Below are 20,886 nucleotides of genomic sequence, written 5' to 3'. Positions count from 1 at the left end.
GTCAGATGCTGTAAGCGTTAACCGCTGTAACGGGCTTCGAGCCAAACCCGTAAATCCTGTTCTGAATCCCCGTAAAAACGTTTTTGCGTGCGGGGATCGTAGGCGTGAAATTGAGGACTTCCCTGCGCGTCGTGGCGTATCCAAATGCGCGGCTCATTGGCTTGTGTGAGGTGGTGAATCATCCAAGCCAGCATCGCTTTAAACTCTTGGGTGAACTTGGCACTCAGATAGTGAGCCGTCGAAGATTTGCCGTAGATCTTCTCAAGTTTTTGTTGTTGGGCGGTGAGGCTAAAATTCGTCATTGGATGAACCCCCTGGGTGTTATTTTGGGTGAACAATTTCACTGTAACGATTCCATTGTTCTGACACAACGGATAGAATAGATGCTAACTATCGAAGTTTTCGATGGTTTGCTCAGGAGTCTGCCTTAATACTGAAATCTATGAATGCGGCGGTGTTGCTGCAATCCGGTGGGGTGGACGGTTTGGCGTTTATGGGTTCTGCTCAGGGTTTCTCGTTATCGATGCACTCTTTTAATCCCTACAAACTCAAGATCTCGCAGTTGGTGGCGCTGGTGGCGATCGCCGACCACGGCACATTCAGCGCGGCGGCCTTGGCGTTGAATCTCTCGCAATCCACGGTGAGTCATGCGATCGCCGCCCTCGAAGCAGAATTGGGCGTGCAGTTGATTAAACGCAGCCGCCAAGGGGCACAGCTTACCGTCGTGGGCGATCGCGTCATGAAAGAAGCCCATGCGATCTTGAGACACCTCGATAATATTTCCCAAGAAGCCAACCAAGCGCGGGGTCTACGGGGGGGACAGGTTCACATCGCCGCCTACCGCAGCATGGCCACCCACCTTTTGCCCAGCGCAATTTCGCGACTCCACGACCTCTATCCGACAATTAAAGTCAAAATCACCGAATTCGACGAGTTCTACAACATTGAAAAAGCCCTCCTCAACGGTCAAGCCGACCTCAGCGTTGCCGAATTACCCGAAGGCGATGAGTTTGAAACCTGGGAAATTCTCTGTGATGACTACCTAGCGTTGATGCCGCCGAGCTTCACCGGCCCCACACAACTCACCTGGGCTGATTTGGCCGCCTATCCGCTGATTGTGTCGTCGGTGAATACCTGTTCCCATCGCATCCATAACTGTTTAAAAACCGTTGAAACCTCCCTCAACATTGCCTATGAACTGCGGGAAGATTCGACGATTATCGGGATGGTGCTGCGTAATTTAGGGGCGGCGATTTTGCCCCGGATGGCAGCGGAACCCATTCCCAAGGGGATTAAGGTTTGTAAATTGCCCTGTGTGCTGACTCGGACGATCGGGATTGCGATGCTCAAGGATGCGCTCCATCCTCCGGCGGTCTATGCGTTTCTCGATGCGCTGCGCCAGGCGGGGGTGTTTATGTGAGTGGGGAGTGGGGAGTGGGGAGTGGGGAGTGGGGAGAGTGGGGGGATTATGGGGGGAGGGGCGATCGCATCACCAACCGCAGTACCAAGAATACATCCAACAATATTTGATCTCGCCATACAATCTATGGATTTTTAGCCCGATAACGGTGAAGTTAGATATCACTGCGTTGAATTGGAAGTTTACGAACACGTACCAGGTCATCGTTAATCGTAATTGCTGAACCTTCTGTCAGCTCAGTTTCTACAATCGGTAAAACCGCTAAAAGTCTTTGAACAACCACATCAGGTTTGGCAGAAGATAATCGTAATGTAATCAAACTGGGCAGTCCATAATTACTGAGAGCCACCAACATGGAAAAATCCAAGTCTTGTGTTAAAACGACTTTACCTTCCACTCTGGCAAGTGCCAAAATCTCCGCGTCAGCAGCAGTCGCAGACAACGAATCTGTAGTTCGGACGATGTCGTATCCCTGAGACCTTAAAGCCTCAACGGTCAAAGGAGAGATATGAACGTCAGCCAGCAGACGTAGACGATTCATGCTGACGTAAAGCTAATCATGTGATCGGATACAGCCCAAGCCGCATAATTAAGAGCCTGACGAAGATCCTCTTCCTCTAATTCCGGGTAAGCTTCTAGAACATCTTGAATAGATAGCTGGCTAGCCAGCAGCTTCAGGACAAATCCCACAGTGATACGCATTCCCCGAATCGTCGGCTGCCCAAGACACACTTGTGGATTAACAGTAATACGGTCTAGGTCTCTGGTCACTGTGGGACTCCTTAAATAGACTCTTTTTCTATTGTTACATACCGCAAACTACACCTTCCAAACATTCAGACTGGATCAATCATGGATCGGGGAAGCGCGATCGCATCGCTTGGCAGGGATTGCCCCAGGCTACCATCGCGGGGGGGAGATCGCGAAAGACGCTGCTCCGTGCTCCCACGACGGTATTGGAGCCAATCGTCACCCCTGGGGCAATGAAGCAATCCGTGGCAATCCACACACCATGGCCGATCGTGATTGGGGTGGTTTTGAGTTTGAAGGTGCGATCGCTAATATCATGGCTGCCGGTGCAGAGATAGCATTCTTGGGAAATGACGGTGTGAGCGCCGATGGTGATGCGATCGAGGCTGTAGAGCACCACATCATCGCCGATCCAACTGTAATCGCCGATCGCAACTTTCCAGGGATACGTGACCCGCGCCGTGGGCCGAATCACCACCCCTGTGCCAATCGTGGCCCCAAAGAAGCGCAACAGGGCGCAACGAATGCCGCTCATGTTATGCAGGGTGAGGGGAAAACAGACCGCCTGCACGAACCACCAGAGCAGAATGACGACAGTGGGACGACCGCGATCAAAAAAGGATTGATCATAACGGCTGAGATCCACCCAGGCGCGATCGCACCCTTCGAGATCCGGCGGTGGGTTGGGGTTAGGATTCATGGGTCGATTTTGCGGGTTGGGCATTCGTGGGGGTAACGTTCAATTGCCCGCCAAATTTACGCAGTTCGTAGAGTTTTACGCCAATTTGATATTCATATTGGCTCAACAATCGGCCATAGGTATAGCCCGCATGGCCATCTAAAAACCCCAACCGCAAAATATAAAACAACACAAACCGCAACGTAGGCTTAAACGGTAATCGCACCCAAATCGTTTTTAAAAACCGTTTCCGCTGCACCGCATCGCCGAACAGATTCGCGCCAATCGTGCCATCTTTACCTTTGCCGGTGAGGAGGTTGTAATAGACGCGAGCTTCCCAATTGGAATAGCGATTGTGGCGGGCTAGCCAGTGGTAGATATCCCGAAAATCGATGTGGAGCATATCTTCTTTGAGATAGCCGACAGAGCCGTCGAGGATGACATGTTCATGAACTTCGTTGTCGCCGGTGTTGCGGATTTCTTCGGTGTTGAGGTTTTCGTAGCGGCCGAGTCTGTGGTGAAACAAACGTAGGTTCCAGTCGGGATATTTGCCGCCGTGACGAATCCATTTACCGAGGAAATAGACGCGACGATTGAGATAGTAACCCTGGTGGGTGGGGTCTTGGATGCGTTGGGCGATTTCGTCCCACAGTTCTGGGGTGATGCGTTCGTCACAATCGACGATTAAGACCCAATCATTGCGAAAGGGGAGATTTTCCAGAGACCAATTTTTCTTTTTGGGCCAGCGGCCGTTAAAGTGAAATTGCACCACCGTCGCGCCGTGACTCTCGGCAATTTCGACGGAGCGATCGCTACTCTGGGAATCCACCACAAACACTTCATCCGCCCGCGCCACACTGTCGAGACAGGCGGGGAGATTCGATTCTTCATTTTTAGCCGGAATCAAAACAGAAACCGGGATTTTTCCGGGGGAGGAAGTCATGGGATTAGGGCGTTAGTTGGGCGGGGAATCTTGAAACCATTAGGATTTAAACGAGGGCGGGAATAGGATGCCCCGTAAGGAGGTGATGAGATAGCCGATTTGACCGTAGGCATACACCAAATTATCAAACCTCAATGCCGGATCAGCAATGTATTTTAGGGATTTATACAGGCCGCGAACGATGCGCTCGCCGCCTCTGGGAAATTGGCCCCAGCCGCCCGCGCCGGTGAGTTGCTCGCGATAGGATTCGCTCACCCCTTGCCACCAGCCGCGTTTGAGGAACCAGCGCCGCTCTAGCCGTTCGGGGGTGACATGGTGGGCAACGGTGGCGGCGGGGAGATAGGTGACGTGCCAGCCGCGTTTGAGGGCGAGTTCGGTCATGCGCAGTTCTTCGTTGGAGAGGAGATTTTTACCGACGCGGCCGAGGTTGCGATCGAATCCTCCCACTTGTTCCCAAAAGGGGCGACGGATGGCGTAGTTTAAGCCCCTGGGGGTGAGGTTGTGTTGGGTGATGGCGCGGGGTTGGGGGCCGAGGTCGTAGGCTCCGAGGTTGGCGGCGAGGCCGTCGGAGAGCCAGGGGGGGGCGCAGGTGCAGCCGTCGGGCCAAATTAAAGTAACATTGCCGCCCGCGATCGCTAACTCCTCGTCTGCCTCAAAGCCCGCTTCTAAGGCCGTCAGCCAGCCGGGAGACGCGATCGCATCATCATCAAGATAGGCAATGATCGCCGCCTCGGTTTCCCGCATGCCACGATTGCGAGCCGCCGAAAGTCCCACCTCTGCTTCGTAGCAATAGCGTAGCCAGGGATGGGGTAAGCGGGCTTCGACAATCTCACGGGTGCGATCGGTGGAGGCATTATCCACAACAATCACCTCGTAATCGTCATGATCTTGCGTGAGCAGACTATCGATCGCTTTGCCGAGGTAGTCTTCTCGATTGTGAGTACAGATAATTGCTGCGATCGCCACCATCATAGTTTTTTAGTGAAATTCAAAAACTGTAAATCATGCACCTCCCCTGTCTTAACACGCAACCCGCCCGATTTCCTCATCCCCGGCCCTTCTCCCACGGGGAGAAGGGTGTTAGCAGTCCTCTCCCACGGGAGAGGGTTGGGTGAGGGTCAACTAACTCTTCAGGCGACGATGCACCAAAACGAGGGTTTCGGCGATGTTGCTTAAACGCTGCTCTAAACCCTGTTTTTTCTTGAGGAGTTGGCGAAGTTTTTGATACCGGGCGATCGCCATACTCACCCCAGCCACCTGATGGGGCGGGCAGGGTTTCGACCAGACTCGCCCTTGATCATCGCGGCCACAGAGGCGATACCCTGACCGGGGAAATTCATAACTGACCCGTCCGTAATTTGATTCAATCTGTTGGCGGGCCGTTTGGGGGAGCGATCGCGCCGGATCGGCCTCTTGGGATTCCAGCCAACCATCCACCATCGGCCCTTCTAGATACAGGTTTTGGATCTGAATCAGGATTTGTTTCAGTTCCCGTTGCCAGCCGACGATGACCGCTTCAATTTCCCGCAAAATATTCGTGGCGAGGGCGGGGTTAACGTTGTGGCGATGGTGACTGAGGCGACCGGCGGGCACATGGGTAATCTGTCCCCCCGATGGGGCGGGGGGGCGTTGGGGTGGAGGAGGGGGAGGCGCGGGCTGGGCTTGAGGGGTGGGGGGACGTTGGGGAGAGGAGGATTGAGGGGGGGATTGGACGCGAAAGGACGGGGGCGAAATGGGTCGGGGGGGGTTGGCGGGGTTGGTGCGGTAAGCGTGGGGGGTTTGGGGCGATCGCATGGGCGGCAGACCCGTGGAGCGGGGGGGGGGATTGATCCCACCGGGGGGAGAAACCGGGCGCGGCGGTTGGGGCGTGGGGTAGGGAGCGGTGCGCGGCGGCATATAGGGGAGTTGGGGCGATCGCGGCGGTGCAGAGGCAGGGGGAGCCGACGGAGCTTGCCGTTGTCCTTCTAAATGTTGCAGGGTGGTTTCAATCCGTCGAAGTTCAGGTTTCATGGGGTTGCCACTGATTGAGCATCATGCGATCGCGCCACGGGTCGAGCAATCTTTATTAATGATAAATCTGCCTTTCATTGTATGGTCTCGCTTATTGTTCTTCATGATCTGCACCCAGTTTAATGGCTTCTCCTCTTTGCATTTTAGTCACCGGCCCCGCCAGTTCCGGCAAAAGTGAATGGGCTGAACAAGCCGCCCACGACACCGGCCAACCCGTTACCTACATCGCCACCGCCCAACGTTTACCCGATGATCCCGAATGGCAGGCCAAAATTGAACGCCACCGCGATCGCCGCCCCGCCCATTGGCACACCGAACATATTCCCGTCACCCTGCCGGCCTATCTCACCGCTCAAACCCAGGCCGATCACTGCTACCTAATCGACTCCCTCGGCACATGGCTCGCCAGTTGGTTAGAGGCGGACGACCGGGAGTGGTTCGGCCAGGTTGAGCAGTTGATCGCCGCCGTGCAGAACTGTGAGGGAACCTTGATTTTTGTGGCGGAGGAAGTGGGCTGGGGCTTAGTGCCGGTGTATCCCTTGGGGCGGATCTTTCGCGATCGCCTCGGTGCGTTGGTGCGTCGCCTCAGTCCCTGCTGTGCTGCGGTGTATCTGATCACGGGGGGCTATGCGCTGGATTTAGTCAAACTCGGAACCCCGCTGCCGCCGTTGGAGGAATCGCCGGAGCTTCGTTAAACTGGGGCAGAGTATGGCGGGGAAATCATGGCGATTCAAAGCACCTACGGCAATGGCAACGAGGCAGAGCGATCGCGATCGCGCCGTCCCCCCCGCGAAGTCCTCGACCCCACCCCTGCCCCCGAAGAAACCCCCCAAACCGAGGAAACCATTCGCCCCCAATCCCTTGCGGACTATGTGGGGCAAAAGGATTTAAAGGCCGTCTTGCAGATTGCGATCGCCGCCGCCCAATCTCGCCAAGATCCCCTTGATCACACCCTCTTTTACGGCCCGCCCGGTCTGGGGAAAACCACCATGGCCCTGATCCTCGCGGCGGAAATGGGGGTGAACTGCAAAATCACCGCCGCCCCCTCCCTCGAACGCCCCCGCGACATCACCGGCCTCTTGGTCAATCTCCAAAAAGGCGATATTCTCTTCATCGACGAAATCCACCGCCTCAACCGCATCACCGAAGAACTGCTCTACTCCGCCATGGAGGATTTTCGCCTCGATATCACCATCGGCAAAGGCCAATCCGCCCGCACCCGTAGCCTCCCCCTACCGCCCTTCACGATCATCGGTGCGACGACGAACATGGGGGCGCTCACGTCTCCCCTGCGCGATCGCTTCGGCCTGATTCAACGGTTGCGGTTTTATGACGTGGACGAATTGAGTGCGATCGTCACCCGTAGCGCTGCCCTCTTTGCCGTTCCGATCACCCCCGACGGAGCCGCCGAAATCGCCCGCCGCGCCCGTGGCACACCCCGGATCGCCAACCGCCTCCTGCGCCGCATCCGTGACTACGCCCAAGTGAAAGCCCTAGGGGACATCACCGCCGCCGTCGCCACCGCTGCCCTTGAACTCCTCAACGTCGACCCTAGGGGGTTAGATTGGACAGACCGCCTCGTTTTGACGACCATGATCGAACAGTTCAACGGCGGGCCGGTGGGCGTGGAGGCGATCGCCGCTGCCACTGGTGAAGATTCGCGTACTATCGAAGAAGTGTACGAACCCTACCTGCTGCAAATTGGCTTCATTAACCGCACCGCCCGCGGCCGCGTCGCCACCCCCAACGCCTATGCACACCTGGGCTACTCGCCAGAATCCACCCAAACCACCCTCTTTTAATCCCCCTACCCTTGAGGCTCACTGATGTTTAAATTCTCCCCGTTGCTCGCCACCGGACTCGTTGCCTTCCTCGTCTTACCCAGTTGCGCCAACTCTGCCCCCCCAACCCCCGAACCCGCCCCAGCAGCGGATCAAACCTCCGCCCCTACCGAAGCCCCGGCCCCAGTAGCTGACGGTGCGATCGTGCGTAGCGGCAGTTGGCAAGATGCGGAACACCCCACCAGCGGCACGGTCACGATTGAAGAAACGGATGGCGATCGCGTCCTCATCCTCGGCGAAGATTTCAAAACCGACCCCGGCCCCGACCTCACCGTCGTTCTCCACAAAGCCCCCAACATCCTCGAAGTCACCGATCCCCCCGCCTACGGCATCCAAGAAGGCGACTACATTATCCTCGACCTCTTAGCATCCGTCACAGGCGAGCAAACCTATGCGATCCCCGCTGATGTGGATCTAGAAACTTACCAATCTGCCGCGATCTGGTGTCGTGAGTTTAATGCCACCTTTGGCGTGGCTTCGCTGATCACGCCGTAACTGGGGCGAATTCAAAACGTCTCTTCTTGTTGGTGGGTTAATGGGACAGCGAGTTTGCCGACCGGGAAGGATAGCCTTGGCGATCGCTCTCCTGGATTAGAGACGGCGCATTTCGCGGTGAACCTGTATCCCCAATGCCACAGCATCGTGCAGCAGTCGGGCGGCTTCGGCATTGGGATCTTCGGTGTCGGTGTGGAGTAATGTGTCGAGTTGCTGATCTAGCTGGGCGATCAGCGTTTGATGGTGAAGGGGGTGGCCAGGGTGACGGGAGTGGAGTTGTTCGAGTTGAATCCGCCCCAGCAGGCTGGTGCGCAGGGCGGCCAGGGTTTCGTATATTTCGGGGGCGGGGGTCGGGGTGGACAGTTGGGCCGCCCAGGCTAGGGTTTTGACGAGGTGGTTATATTGCTCGATGCGTTGGTATAGGAGAGCGATCGCGCGCCACCGCCACGCCCGCCACCCCAACAGACCATTCACCCCGACCCACACCACCAACGCGATCCCCAGGGTCAATTGCAGCAGCATCGCCGAGGTGGTCGTGCCGTCCAAGGTCAGGACATTACTACTCACCACAAGCACCAGGGGTAAAACCACGATCAAAATCCCCAAGAAGATAAACCCTTCTGTGAGTAAAAACGGCCCGATTGCTTGGGGTTGCCGCAAATAGACAACCCGTAAACCATCTAAAACCAGGGGGATGAGCGTATCAATCGCCAAGAGTTCTTGGCATTGGGTGGGGGAAATTTCTAAATCGGTAAAGTCTGTCATACCAAGCCTTGGGTGAGGATGAGGCGCGATCGCGCCCCGCCATGCGGTCGTTGCTTAAAGTCCGAGTAAATCCCCAAACAGGTGCAAAACATGCAGGAAAAAATTGCTTTCCAGGCTCCGGAACAGTTGAAAGGGTTGCCCCGGATTGCCAAAAAAGGGGCGTAGCGTCCAGCCCAACTGACTGCCGACGAAGGCGTATAAAAATAACCACAGTTTCATGGCTGTGCGGCGACGTTTAAGCTCTTGACCATCAGAGTCTGCGATCGCCAGCATGCCGCGATAAAACACCTGAACTCCGATGACACTCCCGACCCCCAAAATCACAATATTCAAGAGTTGGAAAAAGGCATAGTCATTCAGCGAGAGGCGAAAAAAGAGGGTTACCGGCGCAAACCCCAGGAGCATTACCCCAATTACCCCCATGGAGGCCAGGAGCAGGACGAGGTATTGTAAAAAGGTTCGTTTTGACCCAGCCACCACTTCAAAGAAAAAGAGGGCGGGTAAACAAATGGCCAGGGTCAGCAGGTAAAGGGCCGGCAGCTTAACCGCAGAGACCAAGATTTGTAAGCCCCCGCTAAATGATCCCAAAATCATGCCGTAGAGGGCAAAAAAGCAAGAACTGCAAATCAGCAGTGAAAGGGCGGTCTGGTGAAGATATTTTTCGCTTTGGACAGTCTCGAAGAATTTGGGGCGATCGCGCAAAAACTGCATCAAAACAGTAAAGTGATTCATCAGTCTACGGGGTTAACAACCCAGAATAATCAGTCCAACGATAACAGATCTGTTTCCGAAATCCAGGCTTCAAGCCCGACCCGAACGACACTGGCAGCCTGCGATCGTACCGTTCCGATCACCATGCTTAATCATTTTGCTGTTTTGGCGGTTCGTGCTCCCGGCCGGAAACACTTTCCAGGGCAGCGATCAAGGCTTGGGAGGCGGCGAGAATATCCCGCTCTTCTCCACCGAGATAAAGGCGGCCAAAACTACCGATCGCAGATACTTGCAAAATATTAATTTGGGCGGCCTTTTCGGCTTCGTTGGCGGCGAGGGCAGCATAGGCGGCCGGTTGTACTTCGAGAACGTAGAGGGTTTGGCCCGCGAGCATCATCTGACCGCGTCGGGTGCGGTTGATCAGTTGGGCTTGGTGGGGGTCGAGGTTACGGATAATTTGGCTGGAGACAATGCGCGGCTTGAGGCGATCGCGCTCCCGCACCCCCAGGGATTCTAAAATGGCTTTCCCAGCTTGGCGGGTTTCCCCTTGGCGGCTGGCGTGAATTTCTAGCAACCCGTAGAGGCGTTCAACGAACTGCACCCCCGGACGCACCACGGTCGCTTTTAACGCCACATCGGTAATCCGGTTAATCTCGATCCCCGGTGAAATTTCAATCCACAGGGAACTATCCCCCGGTAGCGGCAAAAACCCCAACGCTACTGTGCCAATATAGGCCGCGTGTTGGGGTTGCAAGCTATCTAAAAAAACGTAACTCCGTAACTCAATCCCCAAGAGAATTCTCCATTTTGGCTAACAGCATTGTACTGGGTTGGGGGGGTCACTCAATCGCCCTCACCCCTCGCCCCTCTCCCACGGGGCGAGGGGAATACGATAGCGCCCCTTCTCCCACGGGAGAAGGGGCCGGGGGATGAGGGCAAGGGGGTTAGCTCTGGGCGAAGACGGCGGCGGCCGCGCCTACGCCTGCGCCGGGCGTGATTTCACAGCCAAGCTCTTGTAAGGTGGCTTCAAGGGCAGCGATCGCCGTGAGGATGTCGCGATCGCAGACAAACCCCAAATGGCCAATCCGGAACAGCTTCCCTTTGAGGTGATCCTGTCCCCCCGCTAGGGCAATATCAAATTTTTGATTCATGGTTTTGCGAATCGCCTCGGCATCCACTTGGGTAGGCATCACTGCCGTCACCGCCGGACTCGCGCAATCATCCGCCCCCAAGGTCGCCAAGCCCAAGGCCTGCACCGCGGCCCGCGTTGCTTTTTGGTGACGGGCGTGGCGGGCGAAAATGGCCTCTAGACCTTCGGTGCGCATCATCTGTAGGGCCGCTTGGAGGGCGAAGATGAGGTTAACGGGCGGCGTGAAGGGGGTGGTGTCTTTGGCTGTGGCTTTGCGGTATTTGCCCAAGTCCAGATAGTAGCGGGGCAAGGTGGCGGTTTCGTAGGCGGCCCAGGCTTTTGGCCCGACGGCGACGAAGCCCAAACCGGGGGGGATCATGTAGCCTTTTTGCGAACCGGAGGCCACCACATCAAGGCCCCAATCATCAATCGGTACGGAAATCGCGCCGAGGCTGGTGACCGCATCCACCATGATCAAGGCTGTGCCGTGTTCTTTGACGGCGGCGTTAATGGCCTCAAGGTCATTGAGCACCCCGGTGGAGGTTTCTGAATGGGTGAGGATGACGGCTTTGATGTCCTTGGCGGTGTCGGCTTGGAGTTTGGCGCGGACATCGTCGGGGTTGAGGGGTTTGCCCCATTCGGCGGTGACTTTTTCGACATTGAGGCCGTAGGCGGTGCAGATTTCGGCCCAGCGATCGCCAAATTTACCATTGCAGCAGGTGATGACGCGATCGCCAGGGCTGAGGAAATTAATCATCCCGGCTTCCATCGCTCCCGTACCGCTGACGGTGAGGGCCATCACATCATGTTCGGTTTGGTGGAGCCATTTTAAATTGGCGGTCACTTCCGCTTGGATGGCATTGTATGCACCGCTGCGATGGCCGATGGGGTGCTTGGCCATGGCTTGCAGGACACGGGCGGGAACCGGAGTCGGCCCCGGAATCATCAGCATTTGTTTATCGTTCATGGCGTGAAAGTTAAAAGAAGTGGGGTGCAACCCAAACCAGCGGGTCTAGGGTGTTATTGTTCGAGGCTTTGGAACACTTGTGGCAACGCATCGTCATCATTGGCCATCGCGCCCACACTATTCAACGACCAGCGATGCTCATAGTCAATATTGGCCTGATTGCAGATTGTTTCAATCTGACGCTGCTGGGCCAAGGCTTTGCGAATCGTGATGATCAGTTGTTGAATCTGCTCCCGGAGGGCTGAATTGTGATCTACCGCATGAATACTCTGACGCTCCAGGAGTTGGAGCAGCAGTTCGTAATGAACCAGTGAAGGTAATGGGATTTGATCCATGGAGCAGGGGCGGGGCGAAAGGTATAGTTATTGTCCCATAGGGATGAAGCGATCGCACTATCTTCACAATCTTAGCGATCTTGGAATAGGGTCTGAATCGCAGCACCGGGATCGGGCTGTTTAACGAGGGATTCCCCAATCAAAACGGCGTTTGCTCCGGCAGTTTGTACCGTGGCAAGGTCAGCCGGGGTATGGATTCCCGATTCACTGACAAGGAGGATATTGCGGGCCGCGATCGCCTCCTGACGGGCGGTGATTAAGTCACGGGTGGTGGCTAAATCCACGGAAAAATCCGCAAGGTTGCGATTATTAATCCCCACTAAATTAACCCTATCAATGCCTAAGACGCGATCTAATTCTGCTAAATTATGCACTTCAAGCAACGGGGTCATGCCTAAACTGCGAATAATTTTAACGAAATAGGTCAAATCCTGATCACTCAAAATCGCCGCAATCAGCAAAATCGCATCGGCCCCATGCTTACGGGCGAGAAAAATTTGATAGGGGTAGAGGATAAATTCTTTACAGAGCAGCGGGATGTTAACCGCTGCCCGGACGAGGGACAGATTTTCAAAACTGCCTTGGAAAAATTCCGCATCGGTGAGCACCGAGAGACAATTCGCCCCGGCCTGTTCGTAGGCTTGGGCGATCGCCACCGGATCAAAGTCTTCCCGAATCACACCCTTGCTCGGTGAGGCTTTTTTTACCTCTGCGATCAGGGCGGGTTGCCGCTCACTCTCCCGCAGGGCTGCGTAAAAATCGAGGGGTGGGGCAACGGCTTGGATCTGTTGACGTAGTTGAATCAAGGGGGTGCGATCGCGCCACCGCGCCACCTCTGCCTCCTTATGCCAAACAATTTTTTCCAAAATATGGCGTGGCTCACTATCGGGCCGTCGGGCTTGATAGCAGAGGGGATCAGTATTGACGGATGGACTCGGATTAATGCGGCGAATTTCCATGGGTTGGTTGGAACAGTATCTATGTTGCCCTCATCCCCGGCCCTTCTCCCACGGGAGAAAGGAGGCGAAAAGCCCTCTCCAGCGGGAGAGGGTTGGGTGAGGGGATCACGCGACTTTGGCGCGTTTAAACGCTTCGTCGAGGACTTCTGAGAGGGTGGGGTGAGTGTGGACATTGAAGGCCAAGGCTTGGACGGGTTTGCCGTCAGCGATCGCATTGGCCGCCTCTTGGATCAAGTCCGATGCATGGATGCCGATGATATGCACGCCGAGCAATTCCCCCGTATCCGGGCGATAGATGATCTTAGCGATGCCGTCGGTTTCCCCTTCGGCCAGGGCTTTGGAGTTGCCTTTAAAATAGGTTTTCGCCGTGGCAATTTTGAACCCTTCTTCGTCCGCTTTAGCTTTAGCTTGGGGTTCGCTGAGGCCCACATAGCTGATTTCCGGATGGGTGAAGGCAGCGGCGGGGATGCTGTTGTATTGGATGGTTTTGGTGCGATCGCACATATTCTCAATCGCCACTACCCCCTGAGCCGAAGCCGCATGGGCCAGCATCATCTTACCCGTCGCATCCCCGATCGCGTAGAGGTTGGGCACGGGTTGACCGTCGAGGATCACTTCCATTTTGTCGTTAACATCAATGAAACCCCGGCGATCGGTGGCCACGCCCACGGTTTCCAGCCCTAGATTTTTCGTGGCGGGAATTCGCCCCGTGGCGACGAGGCAGGCATCCACTTCGAGCACGTCGATGGTTTCTTTGGTTTTCGCGTCGGCGAGTTCGATCACCACGGGCGCACCGGGGGTGATTTTCTTCGCAAGCACGCCTTGATAGGTTTCGATGTCACGGCCTTTGAGGAGGAGGCGCTCGGCGATTTTAGCGATATCGGGGTCAAAACCGGGCATCAATGTATCGAGGGCTTCGATCATCGTGATTTCGCAACCCAGGGCCGAATAGACATCGGAAAATTCCAGGCCAATGTAGCCGCTACCGATAATCGCAATCCATTGGGGCAGGCTTTCGAGGCGTACCGCGTCGTCGCTGGTGTAGACGGTTTTGCCGTCGATTTCGATGCCGGGGGGAACGAAGGGAACGGAGCCAGTGGAAATGATGATGTTTTTGGCGGTGAAGAAGCTTTCACTGTTGCCGGATTTCACGCCGACTTTTTGCGGCCCGTCGATGCGTCCCCAGCCGGTCAAGGTGTCCACTCCCAACCGTTTGAGGCTGTTGGTGAGGTCGCCGCGAATTTTATCGACGAGGTTGGTGGCGTGGTTCGCGATCGCGCCTCGATCAAAACTAACGCTGCTGAGGTGGACTCCCATGGCTTCAAGATGATGGCGATCGCGCAGTTCGCGCACGCGCCCAGAGGCGGCTAACAAGGCCTTGGAGGGAATGCAGCCCCGATTCACACAGGTTCCTCCCATCTCGGCGGCTTCTACGATCGCGGTTTTCAATCCACATTGCACCGCATGCAGGGCTGCCCCATGGCCGCCAACCCCTGCACCAATAATGATCACGTCATAATCGAAACTCATAGGATCTGTGTTACTTGCTGGTCTACTGGCTGCCGGTCGTTGAGCAACGGCAGCCCAACAATTATAAAGGAGAAGCGATCGCACTCTCGCGCCCCCTAAACCTGTCCCAGGGTCAGCGATCGGGCTTCAACGACCCTCAGCCCTCGGTTGTGCCTAAGTCAGGAGAGAAACCCTTATCTCTGGTGGGCACTGCCCACCCTACTTGCTCACAAGCCACATCACCATTATCTTTGCCAAATTGCACAACGTTCCCACCCCTCAGGAAACCCCATTGATGCTTTAGGCTGTGGACAAGATTCAACTAGAGTCAACAGGTGTTTTCCCCACTGATGCTTGGGATCGATTTGATCCATTAAATAAAGCATAATCACTAAGGCATTATAAGTTCGTCCTTGAGTCGTTAGAACACCGTTTAAGATATGAGACTTTTGTTTAACCTGTTTGGGTTGGATCAAAATTTCCCGATTCCAAAGTCTCGAATGATGAGCACAGGTATTTCTGATGACTGAAAGGTAATGTACCCAAGAGACTAAAACTTGTGGACTAATTTGATAGTGCTTGGCAATTCTTCGCTTCACAATATCTTTTTTGAGTGATGAAAGCCAATATGATACTGTACGAAAGTACATTACCTCTACAACGACCCAAAGAGGAGGTAGATCCTCAGAATAATTGTTTTTGAAATGCTCGATAAAGTCTTCAGTAGATTCCTGGACTCGCTGCTTAAGATACTCAATATTTGATTGCCAATAGCGATTAAAAAGCCCTGATTGTAAATGAGCGTGAGCACCAGAATCCATAGAAAGCTCATAGGCGAAATGTCGCCTGATCGAAATTTCGATACGCTCTAGGGCATCTAAGAGATGAAGTCTAAGCTTCCTATCAAAAGTGTAGAGGGTTAAAATATCAGAAAAACTCGTATTTTCTTTGAATATATGGGTATGATCTCGCTCAAAGGGCAGGAAATATGCCTTCAGTCGATAGTAATTAATCTGAGAAAGAGACTGTTCAGCGTCGTTATGATCAGGAATGATTAGCCCACGCTTTTGCAACAGTAAAATTTGTTCTGCAACAGTTTTAGGAGACTTTGTAAAACGCTGGGACATTATTTAAATCATAAAAATGACCCGCCACTTTGAGGATGTACTTGCATACGAGAGCCTGGGCGGGTTCTATTACAGTCTAGTGTAGCTAATTGCTCTTGGTCTGTCAATCTGCCAAAATCAGCACCAGCAATTCTCAACCCAAAATGCGTGTTTTGTCTGTCAATGGTCAATTTAAAAACAAGAGTCCGGGGCAGGCGATCGCAACACCGTCCCTGACGACAGATAGAGTTTTTCAGGTAAAACCACCTTGACATCCTGCCTGCCCTCCGATTCCTCCCATCGTTCCCCATAGTCATCATCCCCTTGCCCCGCCCTGCCAACCCGGCCCCGCCCAATCTGAAAACTATGCGGAACAGACCACCTCTTGCTAGGATCAATAGCCGGAACTCCAAACAATCCAGCACCTATGAGCACCCACGATCAGATTCCGGCCCACGGCGGGCATTTAATTAATCGGATTGCCACCGCAGCCGAAGGCAACGAATTTCGCGAACAGGCCGAAAGCTTGCCCCGCGTTCAACTTGATGAGCGGGCCTTTTCCGATTTAGTCATGATTGCGATCGGTGGCTTTAGTCCCCTCATCGGCTTCATGGAGCAAGGGGACTATGAAACCGTCGTCACCGATATGCGCCTCGCCAACGGTTTACCCTGGGCCGTCCCCGTCACCCTCTCCGTCACCGAAGACATCGCCGAACCCCTCAAAGAAGGAAGCTGGGTGCGTTTGGATGATCCCACCGGGCGATTTGTCGGCGTGCTCGAACTGACCCAAAAATACCGCTACAACAAAACCCACGAAGCAGTGAACGTCTATCGCACCGACGAAGACAAGCACCCCGGCGTGAAAGTGGTGTACGACCAAGGGCCGATTAATCTAGCGGGGCCCATTTGGTTGTTGCAGCGCGATCCCCATCCGCTCTTTCCGCAGTATCAGATTGATCCGGCAGTGTCGCGGGCGAAGTTTCAAGAGGCAGGCTGGAAAACCGTGGTGGGCTTCCAAACCCGCAACCCGATCCACCGCGCCCACGAATATATCCAAAAATGCGCCCTTGAAACCGTTGATGGTCTCTTTTTGCATCCCCTCGTTGGAGCGACGAAAAGCGATGACATTCCGGCGGATGTACGGATGCGATGTTATGAAATCATGATGGATCGCTATTTCCCCCAAGACCGGGTGATTTTGGCGATTAACCCCTCGGCGATGCGCTATGCGGGGCCCCGTGAGGCGATTTTCCATGCTCTGATTCGGAAGAATTACGGCTGTACCCATTTCATCGTTGGACGCGATCATGCGGGGGTGGGGGACTATTACGGAACCTATGATGCTCAGCATATTTTTGATGAGTTTAAGCCGGATGAATTGGGGATTATCCCGATGAAGTTTGAGCACGCTTTCTATTGCACCCGCACGGGTCAGATGGCAACGACGAAAACGAGTCCGAGTGCGCCGGAAGAACGGGTGCATCTGTCGGGGACGAAGGTGCGGGCCTTGTTGCGGGACGGGAAGTTACCGCCGCCGGAATTTTCGCGGCCGGAAGTGGCGCAGGAGTTGATCCGAGCGATGCAGGGCTAGGGCCCGCCGTCAACATCGGCTTCACGGTGAAAGACAAGGGGCTTTAAGCCCCTTGTTTGGTTGTAGGGATGGGTTACAGGGATGACGGGGGTTGGGTTGAGACGCGCTCTCGTATAATGTCAGCTTATCGGTATTGGGTTTTTAATCTGTTGAGGATGTCCAATTGCTGATAGGCTGATAGCAAAGCATTCGCACATCAGCAGCATAGGTTGGTATGAGATTGGATCGACGTACCTTTTTGCAACAGGTCGGGCTCACACTACTGGCCACTGGAGCAGGCGCGATCGCTCCACCCCCCAGTTGGGCAGCGGCTGCGACAGAGTACCAAAAAACCGTCACCGCAACAAATCGCCGCAAACTTGCGCTCTTGGTGGGGATCGACAACTATCCCCACCATCCCTCTTTAGAAGGGTGTGGGATGGATGTGGAATTGCAGCGGGAAGTGTTGATCCATCGGTTGGGGTTCCAGCCGGCGGATATTGTCACGATTACGGATCAACAAGGGACACGGGAAAATATTGAAACGGCGTTCCAAGAACATCTGATCAAACAGGCCCAGGAAGACGATACGGTGGTCTTTCACTTCAGCGGCTACGGGGCCCAAGTCCACTGCGACCCGGAACAAACGATCCTCACCAATCGCCTCGTCTCGGTAGACCGCGAAACCGCCGAAGCGACGGAAGTGGTGGGCAATGGCATTCTCGAAGAAACGCTGCTGCTGCTGGTGCAGTCCCTGGCAACGCGGCGGGTGACGGTGGTGCTCGATACCGCCTATCAAAGTTTTGGGCAATTGCTCCAGGGGAGTTGGCGATCGCGGGCTCATCCCGATGCCCCCGCCGAACACCCTAGCCAAGCAGAATTAGCAGTGGCGGCCCAACTCCAGCAAAGCCTTGGCAAAAAAACACGCCTTGGCCATTCCTCCGCATCCCGTTGGGAGCAATATCCAGGGGTGCTCTTGGGCAGTGAAGCTGCCCTCGAAGGCCGCTGGCGGGGCTTTAGTGCGGGCTTATTGACCTATAGCCTCACCCAATGGCTCTGGGAAATGACCCCTTCGCCCACGGTCTTGATGACCCTCAAACATTTAAGCGAAACCCTCGTTCCCATTGCCGATCAACAACCGTACCTGTGGGGCAAAGCCAAGACCCCGCAAGCGGTGCTTCCCTACGCCATTACCCCCATCGCCCCGACGGGAGTGGAAGGTTATGTGGCGGCGGTAGACCCCAATTCCAACGAGGTGCAGTTGAAATTGGGGGGGATGGTGCCGTGGGTGTGGAATCAGATGGAGGGGCGATCGCAGGTTCGAGTCATGACCGAGAAGGGCGAGGTGGGGGGCATTCTCCAATTGCGCTCGGCGTTGAAACTGACGGCGAAGGCGATGTCCTTGGACAATGAACCCCGGCCCCAAGTGGGCGATCGCGTTCAGGAATGGGTGCGAGCCTTGCCGCGTAATTTGGGGTTAACCATTGCCCTGGATCACAGCCTGCAACGGATTGAGCGGGTCGATGCCACCAGCGCCCTCGCCAATATCAAGAGTGTGGCTAATGTGGTGCTCGCCGGGGAGCAAGCAACGGACTACCTCCTCAGTCGGAGCGGTTCTGTCACTCCCGTGGCGATCGCCAGCACCCAAAAAAACCTCATCCAAGGCTATGAACTCTACTCAGCCGGCGGTGTGCCCATTGCCAACACCATCGGCGGGTCTGAAGAAGCGGTTAAACTCGCGATCAATCGCTTAGTGCCCACCTTTGCCACCCTCCTCGCTGCCAAATGGTGGCGTTTGTTGGTGAATGCGGGTTCCTCGCAACTCCCCGTCCAGGTTTCGCTCCGGTTGATCAAACCCCAGCCCAGTCTCCTCGCCATCCAAACCACCCGCCGCGCTCGTCAGATCGCGCCCCCCGTGGCGGATCTCACCACCCAAGCCTTCACCACCCTACCCCTTGGGGGAATGGTGCAATACCAGATTGAAAACTTTGGTGATCAACCCCTCTATACGATGGTGGTGGGGTTGGATAGTCGCAGTAAAGCGATCGCCCTCTATCCTCCCGCCACCAGCGACGCATCCCATTGGGTCATTGAGGCTAACACCTCCCTGACACTGCCCCACCCCTCGAACCCCTCGACCCTCACCGGCCTAATGGCAGGCACGTCCGGACTCACCCAACTCTATATCATCTGTAGTCGGGCCCCATTCCCCACCATGCGCACCTATCTGGCCCAATTGCCACCCCCCAAGGGCGACGGCGATCGCTTCATCGAACTCGACAAACCCCTCCCCCTCACCCAAGCCCTCCTCAAAGACCTCCACGCCGCCAGCCAACCCCTCACCCACGCCGACACCAGCGGCGATCATTACGCCTTGCATGTGGAAGCCTGGGCGGTATTGCCCTTGGTATATCAGGTGGTTTGAGGGAAAAGAGCCGCTCTCGTGGTTAAGTCTGCCGGAGAATTGGGCTATGGTAAGCGAGGAAGATACGTTCTACTGGTTTGAATTGCGATCGCCTATGGCTGCCACCGTTGTTGAAATCCTCTCCGCCGACGAAATTCGCCGCACCCTCACCCGCCTCGCCTCCGAAGTAATCGAAAAGGTCGGCGACCTCTCCCGCGTCGTCCTCGTCGGCATCCACACGCGGGGCGTTCCCCTCGCCGAATCCCTCGCCGCCCAAATGATGGCCCTAGAACCCTGCGACATTCCCGTCGGTCAGCTTGACATCACCTTTTACCGCGATGACCTCAGGGCCATCGGCATGCGCACCCCCGCCAAAAGTGCCATGCCCTGCGATCTCACCGATCGCATCGTCGTTCTCGTCGATGACGTGATTTATAAAGGCCGTACCGTGCGGGCAGCCCTCAACGCCGTCGGGGAGTTTGGCCGTCCGGATCGCATCTATCTTGCGGTATTAGTCGATCGCGGCCATCGTCAACTGCCCATTCACCCCGACTTCACCGGGCGACATCTACCCACCGCCTCCGAAGAACAAGTGCGCGTCTATCTCCAAGGCTACGACGGCCACGATGCCGTCGAACTGATCCGAGCGGATTAGTCCACCGCAGTCCAGCAATCGTTCTCTCCATCATGCCTATGTTTCGTCCCTGGCGACATGCTCGCGTTCCCGATGCGATCGCCCTCTTTAACCTCACCCTCCTGTTCGCCATCAGTTGGCACATTCCCTACTACATCAGTGACGATGCCGCCGTTCTACTCAAATCCGCCCAACAACTGAGCCAAGGCGTAACCCCCTGGCTCCAGAGCCTCACCCTTCCGAGCGCCACCGATATCGCCCAAGATACCCAAACCTGGATTGTCTGGTATCCCCCCGGCATGACCCTGCTGTATTACCCCCTCATCGCCCTCGGTCTGCCCCTGGGCATTGCCGCCCGGATTACCTCCTATTTACTCCTGATCAGCGGCAGTCTGGGGTGGCTTGCGATCGCCAAACACTTCAAAATCCCCCAACCCGTCCAAATTGTCCTGGCTTGCACCCTTCCCCTCTACGCCCTCTCCGTCGGCGGAGCCGTTCGCCTCTGGAATAGTGAACTTCCCCCCTTCGGCCTCCTCCCCTGGCTCTACCTCTACGGTTTACACCTTATCGCCCACTGGCAAGCCCAAGCCGCATCACTCCGCTTCCGCAAAACCGCCTTAGATATTGCCACAATCGGCATCCTCGCAGGCAGTGTCTAT

The 20,886-nt window shown here is 55.5% G+C and carries 23 protein-coding genes; 8 read left to right on the top strand and 15 right to left on the bottom strand.

Annotation, left to right across the window (positions count from 1 at the left end; genetic code table 11):
• Positions 1–17 precede the first annotated feature (17 nt).
• On the bottom strand, positions 18–302 hold the full coding sequence (locus tag PN477_RS01330) for a hypothetical protein (protein WP_272119357.1): 285 nt from the start codon (positions 300–302) through the stop codon (positions 18–20).
• A 140-nt stretch (positions 303–442) separates the two neighbouring features.
• On the opposite strand from PN477_RS01330, the gene PN477_RS01325 reads away from it, so the two are divergent.
• Complete coding sequence (locus tag PN477_RS01325) at positions 443–1,420, top strand: LysR family transcriptional regulator (RefSeq protein ID WP_272119356.1); 978 nt, start codon at positions 443–445, stop codon at positions 1,418–1,420.
• A 154-nt stretch (positions 1,421–1,574) separates the two neighbouring features.
• Here PN477_RS01325 and PN477_RS01320 read toward each other — a convergent pair whose 3' ends face one another.
• The 6 genes from PN477_RS01320 to PN477_RS01295 form a co-directional block, all read right to left on the bottom strand.
• A complete protein-coding gene (locus tag PN477_RS01320) occupies positions 1,575–1,961 on the bottom strand; it encodes a DUF5615 family PIN-like protein (protein ID WP_272118733.1) in 387 nt (128 codons plus the stop codon).
• Positions 1,958–2,191, bottom strand: coding sequence for a DUF433 domain-containing protein (locus PN477_RS01315; RefSeq protein ID WP_272118734.1), 234 nt, complete (start codon positions 2,189–2,191; stop codon positions 1,958–1,960). The genes PN477_RS01320 and PN477_RS01315 overlap by 4 nt, the downstream gene beginning before the upstream one ends.
• 79 nt (positions 2,192–2,270) lie before the next feature.
• Entirely contained in the window at positions 2,271–2,870 is a 600-nt protein-coding gene (gene hpsU / locus PN477_RS01310; protein ID WP_272118735.1) for a hormogonium polysaccharide biosynthesis acetyltransferase HpsU, read from the bottom strand.
• A complete protein-coding gene (locus PN477_RS01305; protein ID WP_272118737.1) occupies positions 2,860–3,792 on the bottom strand; it encodes a glycosyltransferase family 2 protein in 933 nt (310 codons plus the stop codon). The genes hpsU and PN477_RS01305 overlap by 11 nt, the downstream gene beginning before the upstream one ends.
• A 39-nt stretch (positions 3,793–3,831) precedes the next feature.
• The gene (locus tag PN477_RS01300) at positions 3,832–4,764 is read right to left on the bottom strand and encodes a glycosyltransferase family 2 protein (protein WP_272118739.1); all 933 of its coding nucleotides are present in this window, start codon (positions 4,762–4,764) and stop codon (positions 3,832–3,834) included.
• A 150-nt stretch (positions 4,765–4,914) separates the two neighbouring features.
• Positions 4,915–5,802 (bottom strand): hypothetical protein, encoded by an 888-nt coding sequence (locus tag PN477_RS01295; RefSeq protein WP_272118741.1) that lies wholly within the window; start codon positions 5,800–5,802, stop codon positions 4,915–4,917.
• 122 nt (positions 5,803–5,924) lie between these two features.
• On the opposite strand from PN477_RS01295, the gene cobU reads away from it, so the two are divergent.
• The 3 genes from cobU to PN477_RS01280 are packed head-to-tail and all read left to right on the top strand — an operon-like array spanning position 5,925 to position 8,138.
• Complete coding sequence (gene cobU, locus PN477_RS01290) at positions 5,925–6,497, top strand: bifunctional adenosylcobinamide kinase/adenosylcobinamide-phosphate guanylyltransferase (protein WP_272118743.1); 573 nt, start codon at positions 5,925–5,927, stop codon at positions 6,495–6,497.
• Positions 6,498–6,524: 27 nt separating this feature from the next.
• Positions 6,525–7,604 carry a Holliday junction branch migration DNA helicase RuvB gene (gene ruvB / locus PN477_RS01285; RefSeq protein WP_272118745.1) on the top strand — a complete coding sequence of 360 codons (1,080 nt, stop codon included), beginning with the start codon at positions 6,525–6,527 and terminating at the stop codon, positions 7,602–7,604.
• Between the two features lie 24 nt (positions 7,605–7,628).
• Positions 7,629–8,138, top strand: coding sequence for a DM13 domain-containing protein (locus PN477_RS01280; protein WP_272118747.1), 510 nt, complete (start codon positions 7,629–7,631; stop codon positions 8,136–8,138).
• 96 nt (positions 8,139–8,234) lie between these two features.
• Here the strand turns inward: PN477_RS01280 and PN477_RS01275 are convergent, their stop codons facing one another.
• From PN477_RS01275 to PN477_RS01240, 8 genes are all read right to left on the bottom strand, one after another.
• On the bottom strand, positions 8,235–8,903 hold the full coding sequence (locus PN477_RS01275) for a hypothetical protein (protein WP_272118749.1): 669 nt from the start codon (positions 8,901–8,903) through the stop codon (positions 8,235–8,237).
• A gap of 54 nt (positions 8,904–8,957) precedes the next feature.
• Positions 8,958–9,635 (bottom strand): actin-binding WH2 domain-containing protein, encoded by a 678-nt coding sequence (locus PN477_RS01270; protein WP_272118751.1) that lies wholly within the window; start codon positions 9,633–9,635, stop codon positions 8,958–8,960.
• Between the two features lie 127 nt (positions 9,636–9,762).
• Positions 9,763–10,407: a hypothetical protein gene (locus PN477_RS01265; protein WP_417158722.1), complete on the bottom strand. Its 645-nt coding sequence runs from the start codon at positions 10,405–10,407 to the stop codon at positions 9,763–9,765.
• Positions 10,408–10,558: 151 nt separating this feature from the next.
• Positions 10,559–11,710: a pyridoxal-phosphate-dependent aminotransferase family protein gene (locus PN477_RS01260; protein ID WP_272118755.1), complete on the bottom strand. Its 1,152-nt coding sequence runs from the start codon at positions 11,708–11,710 to the stop codon at positions 10,559–10,561.
• A 53-nt stretch (positions 11,711–11,763) separates the two neighbouring features.
• Positions 11,764–12,045 carry a DUF5340 domain-containing protein gene (locus PN477_RS01255; protein WP_272118757.1) on the bottom strand — a complete coding sequence of 94 codons (282 nt, stop codon included), beginning with the start codon at positions 12,043–12,045 and terminating at the stop codon, positions 11,764–11,766.
• A gap of 71 nt (positions 12,046–12,116) precedes the next feature.
• On the bottom strand, positions 12,117–13,004 hold the full coding sequence (trpC, locus tag PN477_RS01250) for an indole-3-glycerol phosphate synthase TrpC (protein ID WP_272118759.1): 888 nt from the start codon (positions 13,002–13,004) through the stop codon (positions 12,117–12,119).
• Positions 13,005–13,109: 105 nt separating this feature from the next.
• Positions 13,110–14,534 (bottom strand): dihydrolipoyl dehydrogenase, encoded by a 1,425-nt coding sequence (gene lpdA, locus PN477_RS01245; RefSeq protein WP_272118760.1) that lies wholly within the window; start codon positions 14,532–14,534, stop codon positions 13,110–13,112.
• Between the two features lie 224 nt (positions 14,535–14,758).
• A complete protein-coding gene (locus PN477_RS01240) occupies positions 14,759–15,640 on the bottom strand; it encodes an Abi family protein (protein WP_272118762.1) in 882 nt (293 codons plus the stop codon).
• A gap of 406 nt (positions 15,641–16,046) precedes the next feature.
• On the opposite strand from PN477_RS01240, the gene sat reads away from it, so the two are divergent.
• The 4 genes from sat to PN477_RS01220 all read left to right on the top strand — a co-directional run.
• Positions 16,047–17,210, top strand: a complete 1,164-nt coding sequence (sat, locus tag PN477_RS01235) for a sulfate adenylyltransferase (RefSeq protein ID WP_272118764.1) — start codon at positions 16,047–16,049, stop codon at positions 17,208–17,210.
• A gap of 214 nt (positions 17,211–17,424) precedes the next feature.
• Positions 17,425–19,614, top strand: coding sequence for a caspase family protein (locus tag PN477_RS01230; protein WP_272118766.1), 2,190 nt, complete (start codon positions 17,425–17,427; stop codon positions 19,612–19,614).
• A gap of 94 nt (positions 19,615–19,708) precedes the next feature.
• Positions 19,709–20,248: a bifunctional pyr operon transcriptional regulator/uracil phosphoribosyltransferase PyrR gene (gene pyrR / locus PN477_RS01225; protein WP_417158723.1), complete on the top strand. Its 540-nt coding sequence runs from the start codon at positions 19,709–19,711 to the stop codon at positions 20,246–20,248.
• Between the two features lie 32 nt (positions 20,249–20,280).
• Positions 20,281–20,886: hypothetical protein (locus PN477_RS01220; protein ID WP_272146904.1), on the top strand; the 606-nt coding region annotated here is incomplete at its 3' end.

The organism is Spirulina subsalsa CS-330 (assembly GCF_028330765.1).
Lineage (GTDB): Bacteria > Cyanobacteriota > Cyanobacteriia > Cyanobacteriales > Spirulinaceae > Spirulina > Spirulina subsalsa_A.
The sequence above is the reverse complement of the archived record's forward strand: the minus strand, read 5'-3'. Positions and strand labels throughout refer to the sequence as shown.

Excerpts from the sequence above, each read along its gene's own strand:
- PN477_RS01325 (WP_272119356.1), top strand. The coding sequence starts at position 443 with ATGAATGCGGCGGTGTTGCTGCAATCCGGTGGGGTGGACGGTTTGGCG.
- PN477_RS01275 (WP_272118749.1), bottom strand. The coding sequence starts at position 8,903 with ATGACAGACTTTACCGATTTAGAAATTTCCCCCACCCAATGCCAAGAA.
- PN477_RS01330 (WP_272119357.1), bottom strand. The coding sequence starts at position 302 with ATGACGAATTTTAGCCTCACCGCCCAACAACAAAAACTTGAGAAGATC.
- pyrR (WP_417158723.1), top strand. The coding sequence starts at position 19,709 with ATGGCTGCCACCGTTGTTGAAATCCTCTCCGCCGACGAAATTCGCCGC.
- hpsU (WP_272118735.1), bottom strand. The coding sequence starts at position 2,870 with ATGAATCCTAACCCCAACCCACCGCCGGATCTCGAAGGGTGCGATCGC.
- PN477_RS01305 (WP_272118737.1), bottom strand. The coding sequence starts at position 3,792 with ATGACTTCCTCCCCCGGAAAAATCCCGGTTTCTGTTTTGATTCCGGCT.
- sat (WP_272118764.1), top strand. The coding sequence starts at position 16,047 with ATGAGCACCCACGATCAGATTCCGGCCCACGGCGGGCATTTAATTAAT.
- PN477_RS01320 (WP_272118733.1), bottom strand. The coding sequence starts at position 1,961 with ATGAATCGTCTACGTCTGCTGGCTGACGTTCATATCTCTCCTTTGACC.
- PN477_RS01255 (WP_272118757.1), bottom strand. The coding sequence starts at position 12,045 with ATGGATCAAATCCCATTACCTTCACTGGTTCATTACGAACTGCTGCTC.
- cobU (WP_272118743.1), top strand. The coding sequence starts at position 5,925 with ATGGCTTCTCCTCTTTGCATTTTAGTCACCGGCCCCGCCAGTTCCGGC.
- lpdA (WP_272118760.1), bottom strand. The coding sequence starts at position 14,534 with ATGAGTTTCGATTATGACGTGATCATTATTGGTGCAGGGGTTGGCGGC.
- PN477_RS01270 (WP_272118751.1), bottom strand. The coding sequence starts at position 9,635 with ATGAATCACTTTACTGTTTTGATGCAGTTTTTGCGCGATCGCCCCAAA.
- PN477_RS01260 (WP_272118755.1), bottom strand. The coding sequence starts at position 11,710 with ATGAACGATAAACAAATGCTGATGATTCCGGGGCCGACTCCGGTTCCC.
- trpC (WP_272118759.1), bottom strand. The coding sequence starts at position 13,004 with ATGGAAATTCGCCGCATTAATCCGAGTCCATCCGTCAATACTGATCCC.
- PN477_RS01230 (WP_272118766.1), top strand. The coding sequence starts at position 17,425 with ATGAGATTGGATCGACGTACCTTTTTGCAACAGGTCGGGCTCACACTA.
- ruvB (WP_272118745.1), top strand. The coding sequence starts at position 6,525 with ATGGCGATTCAAAGCACCTACGGCAATGGCAACGAGGCAGAGCGATCG.
- PN477_RS01240 (WP_272118762.1), bottom strand. The coding sequence starts at position 15,640 with ATGTCCCAGCGTTTTACAAAGTCTCCTAAAACTGTTGCAGAACAAATT.
- PN477_RS01280 (WP_272118747.1), top strand. The coding sequence starts at position 7,629 with ATGTTTAAATTCTCCCCGTTGCTCGCCACCGGACTCGTTGCCTTCCTC.
- PN477_RS01300 (WP_272118739.1), bottom strand. The coding sequence starts at position 4,764 with ATGATGGTGGCGATCGCAGCAATTATCTGTACTCACAATCGAGAAGAC.
- PN477_RS01295 (WP_272118741.1), bottom strand. The coding sequence starts at position 5,802 with ATGAAACCTGAACTTCGACGGATTGAAACCACCCTGCAACATTTAGAA.